Source organism: Endozoicomonas sp. 8E, from assembly GCF_032883915.1.
Lineage (GTDB): Bacteria > Pseudomonadota > Gammaproteobacteria > Pseudomonadales > Endozoicomonadaceae > Endozoicomonas_A.
This window is the reverse complement of sequence record NZ_CP120717.1, coordinates 7233362-7248608: the sequence shown is the minus strand read 5'-3', so window position 1 is coordinate 7248608 and position 15247 is coordinate 7233362. Positions and strand designations below refer to the sequence as shown.

The 15247-nt window shown below is 46.1% G+C and carries 20 protein-coding genes; 5 read left to right on the top strand and 15 right to left on the bottom strand.

Annotated features, from left to right (window positions below):
* Positions 1-24: 24 nt before the first annotated feature.
* From P6910_RS26020 to P6910_RS25970, 11 genes are all read right to left on the bottom strand, one after another.
* Positions 25-687 (bottom strand): DUF47 family protein, encoded by a 663-nt coding sequence (locus tag P6910_RS26020; RefSeq protein WP_317144130.1) that lies wholly within the window; start codon positions 685-687, stop codon positions 25-27.
* Positions 688-832: 145 nt separating this feature from the next.
* A complete protein-coding gene (gene yegQ, locus P6910_RS26015; RefSeq protein ID WP_317144129.1) occupies positions 833-2155 on the bottom strand; it encodes a tRNA 5-hydroxyuridine modification protein YegQ in 1323 nt (440 codons plus the stop codon).
* Positions 2156-2283: 128 nt separating this feature from the next.
* On the bottom strand, positions 2284-2478 hold the full coding sequence (locus P6910_RS26010) for a hypothetical protein (RefSeq protein WP_317144128.1): 195 nt from the start codon (positions 2476-2478) through the stop codon (positions 2284-2286).
* A gap of 53 nt (positions 2479-2531) precedes the next feature.
* Complete coding sequence (locus P6910_RS26005; protein WP_317144127.1) at positions 2532-3302, bottom strand: AAA family ATPase; 771 nt, start codon at positions 3300-3302, stop codon at positions 2532-2534.
* A gap of 91 nt (positions 3303-3393) precedes the next feature.
* Positions 3394-3723, bottom strand: a complete 330-nt coding sequence (locus tag P6910_RS26000) for an AAA family ATPase (protein WP_317144126.1) — start codon at positions 3721-3723, stop codon at positions 3394-3396.
* A 193-nt stretch (positions 3724-3916) separates the two neighbouring features.
* A complete protein-coding gene (rpmG, locus tag P6910_RS25995) occupies positions 3917-4084 on the bottom strand; it encodes a 50S ribosomal protein L33 (protein WP_135508917.1) in 168 nt (55 codons plus the stop codon).
* A 20-nt stretch (positions 4085-4104) separates the two neighbouring features.
* Positions 4105-4341, bottom strand: coding sequence for a 50S ribosomal protein L28 (rpmB, locus tag P6910_RS25990; protein ID WP_317144125.1), 237 nt, complete (start codon positions 4339-4341; stop codon positions 4105-4107).
* Between the two features lie 356 nt (positions 4342-4697).
* On the bottom strand, positions 4698-5393 hold the full coding sequence (radC, locus tag P6910_RS25985) for a RadC family protein (protein ID WP_317144124.1): 696 nt from the start codon (positions 5391-5393) through the stop codon (positions 4698-4700).
* Between the two features lie 84 nt (positions 5394-5477).
* Positions 5478-6689, bottom strand: a complete 1212-nt coding sequence (locus P6910_RS25980) for an ImmA/IrrE family metallo-endopeptidase (RefSeq protein ID WP_317144123.1) — start codon at positions 6687-6689, stop codon at positions 5478-5480.
* Positions 6664-6855: a type II toxin-antitoxin system HigB family toxin gene (locus P6910_RS25975; protein ID WP_317144122.1), complete on the bottom strand. Its 192-nt coding sequence runs from the start codon at positions 6853-6855 to the stop codon at positions 6664-6666. The genes P6910_RS25980 and P6910_RS25975 overlap by 26 nt, the downstream gene beginning before the upstream one ends.
* Positions 6788-7003 carry a hypothetical protein gene (locus P6910_RS25970; protein WP_317146602.1) on the bottom strand — a complete coding sequence of 72 codons (216 nt, stop codon included), beginning with the start codon at positions 7001-7003 and terminating at the stop codon, positions 6788-6790. Before P6910_RS25970 ends, P6910_RS25975 begins: the two co-directional genes overlap by 68 nt.
* Positions 7004-7204: 201 nt before the next feature.
* Between P6910_RS25970 and P6910_RS27055 the strand changes: the two genes are divergently transcribed.
* Positions 7205-7498 (top strand): flagellar protein FlhE, encoded by a 294-nt coding sequence (locus P6910_RS27055; RefSeq protein ID WP_410493954.1) that lies wholly within the window; start codon positions 7205-7207, stop codon positions 7496-7498.
* Between the two features lie 253 nt (positions 7499-7751).
* Here P6910_RS27055 and P6910_RS25965 read toward each other — a convergent pair whose 3' ends face one another.
* From P6910_RS25965 to P6910_RS25955, 3 genes are all read right to left on the bottom strand, one after another.
* The gene (locus P6910_RS25965; protein ID WP_317144121.1) at positions 7752-8741 is read right to left on the bottom strand and encodes a hypothetical protein; all 990 of its coding nucleotides are present in this window, start codon (positions 8739-8741) and stop codon (positions 7752-7754) included.
* 439 nt (positions 8742-9180) lie between these two features.
* The gene (locus P6910_RS25960) at positions 9181-9726 is read right to left on the bottom strand and encodes an RING finger domain-containing protein (protein WP_317144120.1); all 546 of its coding nucleotides are present in this window, start codon (positions 9724-9726) and stop codon (positions 9181-9183) included.
* A gap of 378 nt (positions 9727-10104) precedes the next feature.
* Positions 10105-10299 carry a hypothetical protein gene (locus P6910_RS25955; RefSeq protein WP_317144119.1) on the bottom strand — a complete coding sequence of 65 codons (195 nt, stop codon included), beginning with the start codon at positions 10297-10299 and terminating at the stop codon, positions 10105-10107.
* A 191-nt stretch (positions 10300-10490) separates the two neighbouring features.
* On the opposite strand from P6910_RS25955, the gene coaBC reads away from it, so the two are divergent.
* The 4 genes from coaBC to slmA all read left to right on the top strand — a co-directional run bounded on the left by coaBC (position 10491) and on the right by slmA (position 13909).
* Positions 10491-11735 (top strand): bifunctional phosphopantothenoylcysteine decarboxylase/phosphopantothenate--cysteine ligase CoaBC, encoded by a 1245-nt coding sequence (gene coaBC, locus P6910_RS25950; protein WP_317144118.1) that lies wholly within the window; start codon positions 10491-10493, stop codon positions 11733-11735.
* Positions 11732-12187 carry a dUTP diphosphatase gene (gene dut, locus P6910_RS25945; protein WP_317144117.1) on the top strand — a complete coding sequence of 152 codons (456 nt, stop codon included), beginning with the start codon at positions 11732-11734 and terminating at the stop codon, positions 12185-12187. The genes coaBC and dut overlap by 4 nt, the downstream gene beginning before the upstream one ends.
* 105 nt (positions 12188-12292) lie before the next feature.
* Positions 12293-13198: an acetylglutamate kinase gene (gene argB / locus P6910_RS25940; RefSeq protein WP_317144116.1), complete on the top strand. Its 906-nt coding sequence runs from the start codon at positions 12293-12295 to the stop codon at positions 13196-13198.
* Between the two features lie 120 nt (positions 13199-13318).
* Positions 13319-13909, top strand: a complete 591-nt coding sequence (gene slmA / locus P6910_RS25935) for a nucleoid occlusion factor SlmA (protein ID WP_317144115.1) — start codon at positions 13319-13321, stop codon at positions 13907-13909.
* A gap of 146 nt (positions 13910-14055) precedes the next feature.
* Here the strand turns inward: slmA and pyrE are convergent, their stop codons facing one another.
* Complete coding sequence (gene pyrE / locus P6910_RS25930) at positions 14056-14700, bottom strand: orotate phosphoribosyltransferase (RefSeq protein WP_317144114.1); 645 nt, start codon at positions 14698-14700, stop codon at positions 14056-14058.
* Positions 14701-15247 lie beyond the last annotated feature (547 nt).

Sequence of the window (15247 nt, the reverse complement as noted above, 5' to 3'; positions counted from 1 at the left end):
AATAGTGTCTGCCAGTGGATTTTATCAGGCTTGCAGATGAGTTATCAGGGAACGCATCCATAAAGACAGATCACTGATGTCGTCCAGAATCAGAAACAGCAGGGCGACATCCACAGGATCTATTTCGCTTTCCGTCAGGCAGGTTTGTTCACGAATTTCGTGACAGGCCTTTCTGAGTTCATCGACATCACAGGCCAGACTTTTCCTGTAGCAACCTCGAGATTTGTTGTGCTGCTTCCTGAATCCGCCCTGGCTGAGTTCATTTAATTCGATAGCGGCCAGCTTTAATTGATACGCCGTTTTACCAAAGTGTCGGGTCAGGTTATTCAGCGGAACAATCATTTCGGCTGGCAATCGAAGGGGGCGGTAGCTTAGTCGTTCTGAAAGTCGAGAGATCTGATGGGCGAGCTGGCTCTGCGCCTGCAGTATATCGACGATTACTTCCCTGGGTTGAGCCGTCAGTGATGGTTTTTGCAGCCGGGACAGCACCTCTTGCTCCATGGCTTCAAGCTGATGTGGAAGTTCTTTGATCCAGGGCTTGCTGGAAGGGGTCGGCGTGTTTTCATACACAAAACCTTGAAGTTGTCGGTTGAGGTGCAAAAGTGCATTCAATACGGCATTACGATGACGTAACAGGGGTTTGAACGGTGAGCCTGAGAAGAGGCTGGTAAAGGTTTCAAGATCCATAAGGCCGTTATCGGCCAGGAGTCTGACGGACTGAAGTGTCCTTGTTGCGGGCGCTATTCTCGGTCAGGGTTCTGGATAACGATTGCCGTATTGCATTGAGTTGAAATAAGGGTTAGCACCGCCGTCGGGGCAGTGCTTTCTGACATCAGGGCAGGTTACGAACCAGCAAAGACATTTCGTCAGGCTTAACACCTGCTGGAAGAGGAATCTTGACGATATGGCCTGAGCCCGGAGCAACAGAGACAGATTCGCCTTTTTTGTTTTCGATGTTATCAAGAGTAAAAGCTACATTGCCTTTGGGAGTCATCAATTCCATTGTGTCGCCTGTCTCAAAACGGTTTTTCACCTCAACAGTGATTTGCTGACCATTGTTGTCCAAAATCTCACCGACAAACTGCTGTTTGGAACCTCTCGAATTGCCATACTCGTAGTTTTGATATTCATCATGAACATGACGACGGTAGAAGCCTTCTGTGTAGCCCCGGTTGGCAAGGTTCTCCAGCGTGTCCATGGCACTCATGTCAAAAGGAATGCCAGCAGCAGCGTCGTCAATTGTTTTGCGATAAACCTGTGCCGTTCTGGCAACGTAATAAAAAGACTTGGTTCGTCCTTCGATTTTCAGGGAGTGAATGCCCATGGACGTCAGACGATGGACATGTTGCACAGCCCTGAGGTCTTTTGAGTTCATGATGTAAGTGCCATGCTCGTCTTCAAAAGCAGGCATATACTGGTCGGGTCTGCCCTCTTCCTGCAGCAGTATGATCTTATCCGATGGTTGACCGTCTCCTAATGTAGGTTGAACGGTTTGGGGTTCTGCGCTGACTGGTACTACGTCACCATTGTCGTTTTCTTTGGCTTCGTGTGCCTGATAGTTCCAGCGGCAGGCATTGGTGCAGGTTCCCTGGTTGGGGTCGCGTTTGTTGATATAGCCGGACAACAGGCAGCGGCCGGAGTAGGCGATGCACAGAGAGCCGTGAACAAAAACTTCCAGCTCCATTTCCGGACACTCGTCACGAATTTCCTGAACCTCTTCAAGGGAAAGTTCGCGGGACAGGATAATTCTCTCAACACCCTGCTTTGCCCAGAACTTAACGGTGGCGAAGTTCACGACGTTAGCCTGCACAGACAGGTGCAGCGGCATCTCAGGAAAAGCTTCCCGTACCATCATTATCAGACCAGGGTCTGACATAATCAGGGCGTCAGGCTTCATGGTAATGACCGGCTCCATATCTCTCAGATAGGTTTTTACCTTGGTGTTATGAGGCGCGATATTGCTGGCCAGATAAAACTTTTTTCCCAGTGCGTGGGCTTCATCAATGCCTTTTTGCAGGTTTTCATTTTTGAAATCGTTATTACGAACTCTGAGGCTGTATCGGGGTTGCCCTGCATACACTGCATCAGCGCCATAGGCGAATGCGTAGCGCATGTTTTTTATGGTTCCGGCAGGGGACAGGAGTTCCGGTTTCATGGGACTGCAGGCGCTCTGTTATCAATGCAAGGGTGAGCATTATATCAGTGTGAAAACGATAGAAAATAAGCAGTTTGTGAAGGTTAGCCAGGCAAAAGTTTGCACAATTTTCATCGGCCTTACTTTTATCAGCGTCTTCTTCTAGGTTTGGGAGCCGGGCTATGAGGTTGATAGCTTTTTAAGCCTTTGTCTCCAGTTAAGATTTCCACTGCTATGGCATTGGTGCTGGCATAATAATCGGCGACATCTTCTGAAACTTTTTGTTCTATGCGTTCAAAGTACCAACGATCACCTTCTGGGCCGCAAGTCTCTTTTCCTGGCACCTGCAACCAGCAACATAGTACAGATGTATCAAAGATAATGACTTTACTGCTCGTTACTGACCTATCCCTCCAGAGACTTGCTCCTCACGAAGCGCCTGTTCAAGCTTTCCCTGGCTTGAAAGAGTGCCAACAGGACCTATAGCAAGCAGTTTGGGGCGTTTCGATAAATCTTCCAGAAGAGTCAGACGACTGTGCCCTGTCTCACTATCACGATGACTTATCGTGATAAAAGGCGTCATTTCCGGTCCCAGGCTATCCAATAGTGCTGGATTGTGTGTGGTCACCAGGATATCGATATGACGTTGTTCTCCAATGGACCTCAAAACGCTCAAAAGGACATTGGATCTTGAAGGATGAAGACCATTATCAATTTCTTCTACTACCAGAAGGCTGTGCTCGGGGCGGGTGAGTAAGGCAACCAGTATGGCCAAAAACCTCAATGTACCATCTGACATACCTCTGGCATCAACGGAAACCTTCTTATCGCCCCACAACTCATCACAATATAACATGGCATCGGATTTGAAACGGCCAACAGTTTCAGAGTATATCCGACCAATGTCCTTTTCTGGCAATAAACTGACATGCTTTGTCAATGTCTCTTCAATGTGCTGTTTTTGTTGCACATCAAGAGCCGCAATGATTCCGGCCATGTTGGCTGCATCGCTATCCAGATCTTTTGACAAGGGGGCATAATTCCTCATGTGAGATGGGATAGGGTCAAGAATAAAAATACTTGTTAGTACCCCGATAACGGCTTCAACCCCCTCGGTAATATCTTTACTCAGATTTTGAGAGAATGCTTCCGGGTGTAGCTGACTCAAAATAGTGGATTGTCGTGCCGAGGGTCTGGGTTTACCTTGTTTTCTGTTGTAGAGACGGGCTGTAATAGCGGGTGCATCAAGTCCGCAATCATCAGTCAGAGACCTTTACTTCCAAGGCAAACTGTTTTGTACCCGAACGACATACCCAGTCTATGCTGCCACGCAATCCCGGGAAATTACTGTCTCCCTGAAGAATAACATTCAAAGGCACGCTTGATGCACTGAGGTTCAGAAATAGTAAGGCGTCCAGTACATTGGACTTACCACTGGCATTGGTGCCGATGAGAACTGTGAGAGGGTCTATGTAAAGGGTCGAGTTTTCGAAGCTTTTCCAGTCTTCTACTCGGATTTCTTTTATCATAAAGCTACCGTTTGCTTGATCTGCTGGGAGAAAGGCTTTCTTGTCTTTTTCTTTTGACACTACTCCAGATGGTAAGTGTTGGAACGTTTGGAATGAATGCTGGATTGAGGGTTGACCAAACTGGTCCAAAATAGACAACTCGGTTACAGAGCAGTTGCAGGTTATATTAAATCGTAATTTATTTGAACGTAAGAAGAAGATGAGGAGGAAAAGTGGGCCCGACAGAGTATCGGGCCGGAAAGAACTCAGGATCTTACTTGATCTTGTGTTCTTTGTATTCAACGTGTTTGCGTACAACCGGGTCGTACTTTTTGAACACCAGCTTGTCTGGAGTGTTACGCTTGTTTTTGGTCGTTGTGTAGTAGTGACCTGTGCCAGCCGATGAAACCAGCTTGATCTTTTCACGAATACCTTTAGCCATGACTTATTGCTCCCGCTATCTTAAACTTTTTGACCGTTAGCACGCATTTCGGACAGAACGGTGTCGATGCCTTTCTTGTCGATGATGCGCATGCCTTTAGCGGATACACGCAGGCGAACGAAACGCTTCTCGCTCTCTACCCAGAAACGCTTGTGGTGCAGGTTTGGCACGAAACGACGCTTGGTCTTGTTGTGCGCGTGGGAAACATTGTTCCCGGTAACCGGGCGCTTGCCGGTAACCTGACAAACTTTGGACATAGTAGTGGCCTCTCAAACCAAAAAAACCCAGCCATGAGGCCGGAGGATTCCGCTATTCGTTTTCGGGCAGGTCTGCCCAAAGTTAAGAGTCAGAACTCTCAGCAGCTACCCATATACAAAGACCGGGCTTTATATCAAAGTCAAGGCTTCGGTGCAAGTTGGGTGCTATTTTTGGTCAGGCTCCTGTATAACTGAAAGGATAAGTTCTACTAGAGCCGCAGACTGAATTATCCACTGATTTGAACAGAATCTGCAGTAGTAAAAAACGATATTTGCGATGCCAGGGCATCTGATTATCACGTATCAATGTAGTAGGAAGCCTTTTGGAATTGTTCAGTAACCTGGATTCAGGCGGATCACATAAAGCCTTGCTCGGCCAGGGAAACCGATACACCTTTGCCAATGATAATATGGTCCAGTAGTCTGATATCCAGCAATGCCAGTGCTTTCTTGAGGGCTTCAGTAATTCTTATATCAGCCTGGCTGGGCTGCGGGTCACCTGATGGGTGATTGTGGCTGGCTATAACCGCCGCCGCGTTGAGTTCAAGGGCTCTTTTTACCACCTCTCTGGGGTAGACAGGCGCTGCATCGAGTGTGCCCTGAAAGAGGGTTTCCAGAGCCAGAACCCGGTGACGGGTGTCTAGAAAAAGGCAGGCAAACTCTTCTCTCTGACAGCCCCTGAAATGGAGCTGTAGGTATTGACGGGTGGCGTCCGGGCAGTTGATCGTGCTTTGTTCAGACATTTTTTCAGAGAGTACTCTCTGGCAGATTTCGAGAATGGCGCTGAGTTCAGTCGCTTTCGCTTTCCCAAGTCCTTTCAAAGCTTGTAATTGCGCAGGTGTTGCACAAAGCAAACCATCTAACGACTGAAAGCGCTGAATCAGCTGGTTAGCAAGAGTCAGCACATGAGTGCCTTTATAACCAGTACGTAGCAGAATGGCCAGCAGCTCGGCATCACTCAGTACGGCAGGCCCCCGGGAGATCAACTTTTCCCTGGGGCGTTCCTCTACTGGAAGTGCTTTAATGGCTGTGTCCTGAGGTTGATGAGTCATAGGGTCTGAAGTATCGACTGTTAAGTTGGTGTTATTTCAGACACAATAAAACCTGAAAAATTCCCTGATTTATCGAATGTTCCGCTATGACTGGAAGTGCTGACGAACCATTTTGTTTCCGATCATATTGTTCAGGATGCTGTAGTTTTTATCCTCGTGACGGATACGTCCAGCAACAATAGCCGGGTTAATCTTTAGCTCTCTTGCTAACGATTTGCAATCACGTTCACTTTTACTTTGACGCACCTTGGCTTTAGACCAAATGCTCTTTTCAATTAAAGCCTCAGCTGCGGCGCTGTCTGCCTCATGTTCAAAATCGTCCTTTTCAGGTGAGTCGGTATCATCAAAAAATGCAGTTGTGTCAGAATTTAAATGCAGTGCGACGTGAGCAAGTTCGTGCATCAACGTAAACCAGAAGTTATCCAAACGATCATACCGCAGAGTCATTCCGATGACGGGATAATCTGATTTACTCATCATAGCTGCACCATCAAGATAAGTTTTACCAAAGTGAGGTTCTATAACTAACTTGACCCCCAGATGCGATAAGAATTCCTGAGCAAGTTTTGGCCCTTGAGCTGACCAACTCAGTCTTGCAAGCTCTTTCATTACTTCTGGTGTAATACTGCCAGGAATGTAAGGGCCGTCAGTTTTCGTTTTTTCTGCCTCTTGTAAAACTTTCACTTGCCAGGCAAGCAAGGCGAACTGATCAACCTCTTTGTCTGAAACATAGTGAGCAGACGTCCGGCAAAGAGCAGGTTCAACATACCTGGAGTCCACACTTCCTAAAAAACGGCGCAGGTGCTCTTCTGCATAGGTTTTTAATTCATTAATCGAGCCAGAAAAGCCCGGAAAGCAGCCTTTTTTCTTCATCTCTGCCAGTGGAAAATTTTCCCAAATGATGCCATTTGATTCGGGCAAAGAGGCACCTCGCTCCTTAATGAGAACATCCGCAGGTATGCCTAGCCCACTGTGCAGTTTGCGAATCATTGTAAGACTCAGATCCCGCTTTCCATTCAGTATCTCGGACACCTTACTGGCTGAACCAAAATAAAGCTTCATATCACTTCGGGTCAGACCCTCTTGTTCCATACGAAACTTAATGGCTTCAATGGGGTCTGGCAGGTCTGCAGGAAACTTTTCTGTTTCATATTTCTCAATAAGGAGAGCCAATACTTCCAGTTCGTTATCTTCTTTTGATCCTTCTTCCGGACAGCTATCCATGAGGAACATCAGGCGCTCCATGGCATCCGCATGATCTTTTTCTGTCTTAATGACTTTGATCGTAATTCGCATGAGTACCAACCCATTCGATTAAAACAATACCTTTGCGATAAGCTACCTTTACAATCAGGCGATAGTCATTGCCTTTGATATTGAAGATGAGCCGGTTATCAGAAATAAAGCCTGCACTTCGGTACCGCTTCTTTGATGTAGTACTTCTTACCTGTCGTTGTGTCATGGTAGATGCCTCCCGGATTAAAGCCTTTCTGGTTTCCGATCTTGGTGAGGTTTGACAACTCTGGTGCTTTTGTCTGAGGTTCCACGCTGGTGGGTGGTGAGTCGATTTTCTCGACTGGGTTTAAGGGTGAAGTTGTTACTGATTTCATAGAAATTGTAGATGTCGGTTGGTATATCTCAAAGGAATGAGACCAATGAAACTGCTTAATCGCAACTTTCTTGCTTTGTTGACTCTGATTTTTTCTTCTCTGACGTTCTCCATCACTTCTAATGCTTCAGAATCCATCCCTATGAAAAAGCATTAGTTTGAATTGCTTGGAGATGCCAATTCTGCACCTGCCCTTGGTCTGATGGCTCAGCCTTTCAATGCCTCCACTATTTCTGGAGCATGGGCTGACTCTGTGACTGGACCGACTATGTATCTCAGAGGGCGGTACTATATTTCCTGTTTGATGGGATCTATAACATCCATTCCAACCAATGCCACAGTGACTCTTGTTCAGTGGAGCTGGAACATTGCCAATAAACCGGCAGGGCTGATTGTATATCTCTGCGATACTATCGGTGGTTGTTTAAACGTTTCTGACTATCAATCTGCTGGTAGTGAGGCTTTCCGGGGACGCTCTGAAAACGCAGAGTACTAATTTGCTTTCGGTGTGCCTGGTAGCGGTAACATTTCGCCAGTACCTTTTGGTATGACAAATAACATTATCGTGAACTGGACAAGTAACAACTGATTCTGGATTTATTGCTAGAGCTAAAGGAATGAGTAGGCTGGCAAAAGAAACAACTGGAAACAGGACTTTACCTGATCATCACGCAGGATCTCTTCACACTTGAGTGGGGACAGCCGCTGCCCGTTACTTCTGCGGTTATGCATTCAGTGCCATAAAATAATTATTTTCCCAGCTTTAACGTTCCATCACCTAATAAAATTCTACCGTTGTAGTACGGAAGAGCATGGTTTGCCCAAGAATAATTTTCTAAGAAACTTTCACCAATGACCATATTCACTGAGTTCACATAATGTGCATGTACTCGACTAATCATGCTTGCAAGATCAGATCTTGCTGAAACAGCTAACACTCTACTAAATGGGGAAAAAAGGAATGCAGAGGCAACATTGTTCTTAGCTGGAAATCCGCCGTAACAAGAATAAAGATCAATAAAGCTGCTTTTTGAATGGGACTTGTAAAGAATTTCTTCAGCTTTAATATTCTGATGATTTACAGTAATTAAATCCTTATGACCATGAACGCCAATTTCAGTTATTGTTGCGTTAGATTCATTCACAGCTTCCCAAAAATCATCCGTACTATAAACAATATTGGGCAAATAACTTCCCAAGGAATATAAAGCATGTAGATAGTAATTATATGTATCACGGTAAGAGGTAATTGATGATATTGCATTGATATGGTTATTCCGATAATAGTTGCTTTTTCGATACTCATGGTTCCGCTTAAAGTAATTCTTAAGCAGCGGTACGTTATTTAGATTTGTTATCAAGCTAGGATCGATACGGCTCACCCAAAAATCTGGTTTTATCGAGAAAAAAAATGAATTAGCAAAAGTGCACTCACTACAACTAATTAAATGATCGTCTTCATATGGAAAATTGCCAATTAAGACTACACCTTTCATTTTTTGCATTGAATGTTGTAATTCTAATTCTTTATGAAATTCACTATATGAATAATATTTTTTATCTTTAAAAAGAAAACTAACATTCCAACCTTCTGATTCAAGGTCATTTTTGTATACCTCTAACTCTTTTTCAAGTGGAGATGCATAACTAGAATCAGTAATAACTAATACTATATTATCTTGGGCGAGTGCAGAGTTTGTCGCAATAAAAATGATGAACAAAAAAAACAAACTTTTCATAATGAAACTTTCCTTAGTAATTTCCATATAAATATTTAGAGCTTCTTATGTGGAATAAGTTTCATTGATTTGTTAGTAAAGAAAACAGTATAGAAAGAATGCATAACAAATAATTCCAGCGGATGTCTTCAGTGCCGCTGAATCGAGTCTGGTCAGTCTTCCCTGTAAATGAGCAAGGTTATTGAATTTCTGCCCCCAAAACGATCTGGGCTCATCCTTCATTCTGCACAATTTTATGTAAAAAAACGGGTTCCCTTTTGTCATGTTTATCTAAGAATTCCAGTAACACTCTGCCAGTTTACGTCTCTGAGCACATCGCTTTTACCTCAGTGCAAATGCAACATAATAACAGCACTGTCCGGTACTCGCTGACGCTCACCCGACACCGCCTTTGGTGGCTCGACTTAAGCATGCGGCATGCTCTAAATAAAGCCAGCTGTCATTGTGCTCCTGTCTCTGGCACATTTAGAAAGTCCGTGAGGTCTTCAAGGCCTTTTTCATATTTCGAATGATCGGCTTCGCTTAACTCTGATAAACGGTGAAAAAACAAAGTAGATAATTTTTCGTATAATTCTCTGCTAATATCGTCTCTTGCTGGGAAATGTTCTTGTGATTTTACGAATGGAGCTGCAAAAACTAAAAACTTTGGACTGGCCGGACCCTTTTGTAGTGCAGCAATCATTGCTGCCTGAAACTCTGGTCTGGTAAGTGCCTGTGACAGAGGTTCTTCCCCAAAACAAGTTCTATGATCTCCTGAATTTGCACCAAGGTGTATTGGGGTTCGCTGCCTACAAACCGGGCATGATAGATCACGATGATTTATTCGCAATGTCTTTATACAATCCTCATGAAAATCATGTCCGCAGCAAAGGCTGGTACTTTGCTGACCACTGTTAATTTCATGCAGACAAATTGGACATATGTCAGCGTATCCTGTGCTGATTGTTAAACTTAAGTTGAAAACTAAAAAAATAAACAAGCGCATAAACAGCTACACCGCTTTGATTTTAATCAAAAGAACAAGCATTAAAAAATTTCCTAAGGAATGCATCTACTTCGCAGTCCCTGAATTTGTAATTAAGTGCTGTTTTGAGATTTGTGCTTTATGTATAGAGGGCAGTGTTGTGTTCGTCCAGATCAGATTTCATCTTATTCCTTCAGTTTACAGACTTCATGACGAATGCTGAATCTCAGGCCACTTCAGTCAGGGTATCCCTCTAATGTTCTCATCACGTTCCAGAAAACCCAGAGCCTCCATGTTCTTTAAACTTCCCAATGGTGCAGTACCAGGCTTTGAAGTTCATGTCCCTTATCATGAGCGCAGAGTCCAGATCTGTGGTCTCTGTCAATTCATCAAATGTCATTAATAACCTCTGAAATCTTTGTTGCCACGCACACTGCCGTAACCTCTATCGGAATCAATTCTGTTGTCGCCGTGAGCTTCAGCTCCCACTCGTTTTTTACCACTGGCAGCAAAGTCAAAGCTGGCCTGGTTCTCATGGGCCCACCTGAGAAATTGGCTGGTGCTGTCCGCCTGCTGGCGACTCGGCTTGGCCACAAGAACACAAAAATGATCAACGAAGTTTACGCAAAGTGGATGCCTTCAAAGTCTGAAGATGAGTCCAGACGGATCTGGCAGACAATGACCGATCAAGGTCACCTATCTAATGCCTGCCTTATAAATTAAAATAGCCCCAAAGGTTTATAGGGATTGAGAAATACCCTTTATTTATCGAACATAGGCCTACTATGCAACGTTTAAGAAATAAACGGATTTTGCTCGGTGTAACAGGTGGCATTGCTGCCTATAAAAGTGCTGAGCTGATTCGCATGCTTCGCAAATGGGATGCGGATGTTCGGGTGGTCATGACCAAAGCTGCCTGTGAATTCATCACGCCTCTGACGCTTCAGGCCCTTTCCCTCAACCCGGTCCATCTGGATCTTCTGGATGCCAGGGCTGAAGCCGGAATGGGCCATATTGAACTGGCCCGCTGGGCTGACGTGGTGCTGGTGGCTCCGGCCACAGCCGACTTCATTGCCCGACTGACAAGCGGTCAGGCCGATGACCTGCTGACCACATTGTGTCTGGCGACCAGCGCTCCTATCTGTCTGGCACCTGCCATGAATCAGGGCATGTGGCGTGACCAGAGCACACAGCAGAATATAGAACTGTTAATAGAGCGCAGCCTTCGCATCTTCGGGCCTGACGATGGCAGTCAGGCCTGTGGTGATATTGGTCCGGGCCGAATGCTGGACCCTGAACTGATTGCCCGGCATACCGCTGAAATGTTTGAACATGATGTATTGAGTGGCCTGAATGTTCTGATTACCGCCGGACCTACCCAGGAAGCTCTGGACCCGGTGCGGTTTATTTCCAATCACAGCTCTGGAAAAATGGCATACTCTCTGGCGGCCGCAGCCGTGGAAGCCGGTGCATCGGTCAAGCTGGTCAGTGGTCCGGTTGCTCTGGAAACACCCGACCGGGTTGAGCGCATTGATGTCATCAGTGCCAGAGATATGCATCAGGTTGTTCTGGGTAACATCGAAGGGGTTGATATCTTTATTGGCTGTGCAGCGGTCTGTGATTATCGTCCTGTTGAAGTCCAGGAAGACAAGATCAAGAAGAACCCTGACGATCCTTCTGAAACGCTGGAGATCAGGTTGGTCAAGAATCCGGATATCGTTGCCTCGGTGGCCGATCTGGAAGAACCTCCCTTCGTTATCGGGTTTGCGGCAGAAACCCGAAATGTTCTGGGTTATGCAATAGATAAACTGCGTCGCAAGAAACTGAACCTGATTGTTGCCAACGACGTGTCAGATGATGAAATAGGTTTCAGTAGTGACAATAATGAAGTGACCATTTTGGGTGAAGATTTTGAAGAGCCCATGCCAAGAGCTTCCAAGACCGTTCTGTCCAGAAAGATTCTGAAAATTGTCGCGCGTCGTTTTGGCAAATGGAAAAGAGAACACGAAAACACGTCAGGTGACCAATGAAAGCACTGAAAACCCGAATTCTTGATACACGACTGGGTTCTGAATTCCCTTTGCCTGCCTATGCAACGGATGGCTCTGCAGGGATCGATCTCAGAGCTATGCTGGAAAAGCCATTAACACTGGAGCCGGGTCAGACCGAGCTGCTGCCTACCGGTATGGCCATTCATATTGAAGACGCTGCCCTGGCTGCCATGATCCTGCCTCGCTCCGGGCTGGGACATAAGCACGGTATTGTCCTGGGTAATCTGGTGGGCTTGATTGACTCTGATTATCAGGGGCAGCTGATGGTTTCCTGTTGGAACCGGAGTCGTTCGACTTTCACCATTGAGCCCGGTGAGCGCATCGCCCAGCTGGTGCTGGTGCCGGTGGTTCAGGCCAAACTGGATATTGTTGACAGCTTTGATGAAACTGATCGCGGTGTCGGTGGTTTTGGTCATTCTGGAACTCGATAAATCAGTGTCGGCAATGCGAGCCTGTGCCTGAGCCGGAAGTGTCATAAAGAGTCGAACTTTTGCTCTGGTATTATTTCGGCTGATTGTGTTTTGTGAGGAGTATTGATGGATAAAGCAACCCAACTGCCATTGCATGATCGGGCCCGGGTGCTCACAGAGGCGCTGCCCTATTTACAGCGTTTTGCAGGTAAAACCATAGTCATCAAGTACGGTGGCAACGCTATGGAGAGTGAAGAGCTTAAAAATGCCTTCGCCCAGGGTGTCGTCATGCTGAAAGCTGTGGGCATCAATCCTGTTGTTGTTCATGGAGGTGGCCCTCAGATCGGGTCCATGCTGAAACGCCTGAATCTGGAAACCCGCTTCGTGCAGGGAATGAGGGTGACAGACTCCAGTACCATGGATGTTGTCCAGATGGTACTGGGTGGTTTGGTCAACAAGGAAATAGTCACGCTGATAAATAACAACGGTGGTCGTGCAGTGGGTGTCACAGGAAAGGATGGTCGCTTCATCCGGGCACGTCGTTTGAAAGTGACTCATAAGACACCTGAAATGTCTGCACCGGAAATCATAGATATTGGCCATGTGGGTGAGGTGGAGTCCATCGATACCGGTATTGTTGAGATGTTACAGAACTCGGACTTCATTCCTGTCGTTGCACCTATCGGTGGTGATGATTCGGGTCTGTCTTATAATATCAATGCTGACCTAGTGGCGGGTCATCTTGCAGAAGCTCTCAATGCAGAAAAGCTGTTACTGCTGACCAATACTCCGGGGCTGCTCAGTAAAGAAGGTGAATTGTTGACCGGGCTGGATTCCGTGCAAGTTGAGAAGCTGATTGCTGATGGCACGATTTATGGTGGTATGCTGCCAAAAATCCAGTGTGCCCTGAGTGCAGTCAGTAATGGGGTAAACCGGGCCCATATCATTGATGGAAGAGTCCCCCATGCCCTGCTACTGGAACTTCTGACCGATCAGGGTGTGGGTACCCTGATTACTGGCGGTCATGCGTGAACAGCCTTTGAAAAAAGAGACAGTGATCTTTACAGTCAGAGGTCAGCGGCATTTTCGGCTCAAGGCTGTTTGGAGGCTGAAAATTTTTTCACGGACATAGTAAGAGTGTGTCGAGAAGTAATGGATAAAACCAGAAAGTTTTCCCGCAAGGATCAAATTCTGCAGGCACTGGCTCATATGCTGGAAAATGCCCCCGGGGAGAGAATTACTACCTCATCTCTGGCCAGAGAAGTGGGGGTGTCTGAAGCAGCGCTTTACCGCCACTTTCCCAGCAAGGCCAAAATGTTTGAAGGACTGATAGAGTTCATAGAAGATACTCTGTTCTCAAGGGTTAATTTGATAATGGAAGAAGAGCAACAGGCTTTGCGGCGCTGCGGCATGATTCTGCAACTTCTGCTGGGTTTCTGTGAGAAAAACCCTGGCTTAACCCGTATTCTCACTGGCGATGCTCTGGCTGGAGAGCCTGATCGCCTGAGGCAGAGAGTCTTCAGACTGTTTGACCGTTTAGAAACCCAGATCAAGCAGGTCCTGAGAGGTGCTGAATTAAGTGAGGGGCTGAGACCTCAAGCTACTCCGGGTGCTATGGCTAATATGTTGCTCTCCATTGCTGAAGGACGTATTTGCCAGTACGTGCGCAGTGAGTTCAAACGAAAGCCTACCGAGCAGTGGCTCACACAATGGGAAGTGCTTGCAACCGTCGTTTTCAGATGAGCACGATGTGTTAGTGGTCAATTCAGTGATTGCCCTTGTTGCTTTGACAGCCGTCAGCGCTCAGACTGGCGCAAGAGACTGTCAAAGCAGCGAAACAGGCCGGCATGATCGAAAAGAGCTGCTTATTTCTGGTGCCAGAGATTGTTTTACGAGACTCCGTAACGTTCCCTGTATTCCCTGATGGCAGGGGCATGCATTTTGATGTCTTTATGCTCTTCGGCATACGACAACAGGTCATTCAGTGTGACAATGCTGACCACAGGGATGGAAAAATCCCTCTCAACTTCCTGGATGGCTGACAATTCGCCCTTGCCTTTTTCCTGACGGTCCAGGGCAATCATGACTCCCGCCGGACTGGCAGGGCTCTGATCAATAATTTCCATGACTTCACGAACAGCAGTACCTGCTGTGATCACGTCATCCACAATAATGACACGACCTTCAAGGGGTGCTCCGACAATGTTGCCTCCCTCGCCGTGTTCTTTAACTTCCTTGCGGTTGAAACACAGAGGCGTATTGAGGTTGTGATGCTCAGATAATGCCACCGCAGTGGTAGTGGCCAGAGGGATGCCCTTATAGGCTGGACCAAAAAGAATATCGTACTCAATACCAGAATTGACCAGGGCGTGAGCATAGAACTGCCCCATTTTACTGATGGCTTCGCCAGTGTTGAAAAGGCCGGCATTAAAGAAGTAGGGCGATTTTCTGCCTGATTTGAGGGTAAACTCACCGAAGCGAATCACCTGTTCTTGCAGGGCGAAGTCTAGAAACTCTCTCTGATAATCGAGCATGATCTATCAAGTGCTTATTCGAAAAAAGGTAGCTGTATTTTACCGCGAAAATTCTTCTTATGCAGGCTCTGAAGCGATTTACATGATTCCGGCCAGATAAAGTTTGAGTCACTGGCGCCGCTTGCAGCAAGACGAACCGTCAACCGGTAGGAGGTTTTCATAAAACTCATAAAATTGATCGGAAAATGCTGAACGCTATTCTTACGACAGTGAAATTATAATTATGTGTTAAGCACTGAGTGAGAAGGTCAGTAAACTGTATGGGAACCCTCAATTTTGAAAATACCTTTGCCAACTATCCATCGGTGCAGCTATTCTCGAAAGTGGTGTCTTTAAGTGAGAAAAAGCCAAAGTAATGTTTTGATGCCTGACGACAGTGCACCGCTCTGATATTTTGATAAGCTGGTGCAGCATTTATGCGGATAAACATATCGGCGACAACCCTGTATCATTCTTCAGTTAAAATTTCCTCTTTTCCTGTATTCTGTGTAGTTGAACTTTTACCGTGGAAATGCAGCTCTTTTAACTATTAAGTCATTTCCAGGGT

Coding starts and splice junctions, on each gene's coding strand:
- P6910_RS25965 (WP_317144121.1), bottom strand. CDS start 8,741: ATGAAAAGTTTGTTTTTTTTGTTCATCATTTTTATTGCGACAAACTCT.
- P6910_RS25960 (WP_317144120.1), bottom strand. CDS start 9,726: ATGCGCTTGTTTATTTTTTTAGTTTTCAACTTAAGTTTAACAATCAGC.
- dut (WP_317144117.1), top strand. CDS start 11,732: ATGAAAGCACTGAAAACCCGAATTCTTGATACACGACTGGGTTCTGAA.
- P6910_RS25980 (WP_317144123.1), bottom strand. CDS start 6,689: ATGCGAATTACGATCAAAGTCATTAAGACAGAAAAAGATCATGCGGAT.
- rpmG (WP_135508917.1), bottom strand. CDS start 4,084: ATGGCTAAAGGTATTCGTGAAAAGATCAAGCTGGTTTCATCGGCTGGC.
- P6910_RS25970 (WP_317146602.1), bottom strand. CDS start 7,003: ATGAAATCAGTAACAACTTCACCCTTAAACCCAGTCGAGAAAATCGAC.
- coaBC (WP_317144118.1), top strand. CDS start 10,491: ATGCAACGTTTAAGAAATAAACGGATTTTGCTCGGTGTAACAGGTGGC.
- yegQ (WP_317144129.1), bottom strand. CDS start 2,155: ATGAAACCGGAACTCCTGTCCCCTGCCGGAACCATAAAAAACATGCGC.
- P6910_RS25975 (WP_317144122.1), bottom strand. CDS start 6,855: ATGACACAACGACAGGTAAGAAGTACTACATCAAAGAAGCGGTACCGA.
- slmA (WP_317144115.1), top strand. CDS start 13,319: ATGGATAAAACCAGAAAGTTTTCCCGCAAGGATCAAATTCTGCAGGCA.
- rpmB (WP_317144125.1), bottom strand. CDS start 4,341: ATGTCCAAAGTTTGTCAGGTTACCGGCAAGCGCCCGGTTACCGGGAAC.
- radC (WP_317144124.1), bottom strand. CDS start 5,393: ATGACTCATCAACCTCAGGACACAGCCATTAAAGCACTTCCAGTAGAG.
- P6910_RS26020 (WP_317144130.1), bottom strand. CDS start 687: ATGGATCTTGAAACCTTTACCAGCCTCTTCTCAGGCTCACCGTTCAAA.
- pyrE (WP_317144114.1), bottom strand. CDS start 14,700: ATGCTCGATTATCAGAGAGAGTTTCTAGACTTCGCCCTGCAAGAACAG.
- P6910_RS27055 (WP_410493954.1), top strand. CDS start 7,205: ATGGCTCAGCCTTTCAATGCCTCCACTATTTCTGGAGCATGGGCTGAC.
- argB (WP_317144116.1), top strand. CDS start 12,293: ATGGATAAAGCAACCCAACTGCCATTGCATGATCGGGCCCGGGTGCTC.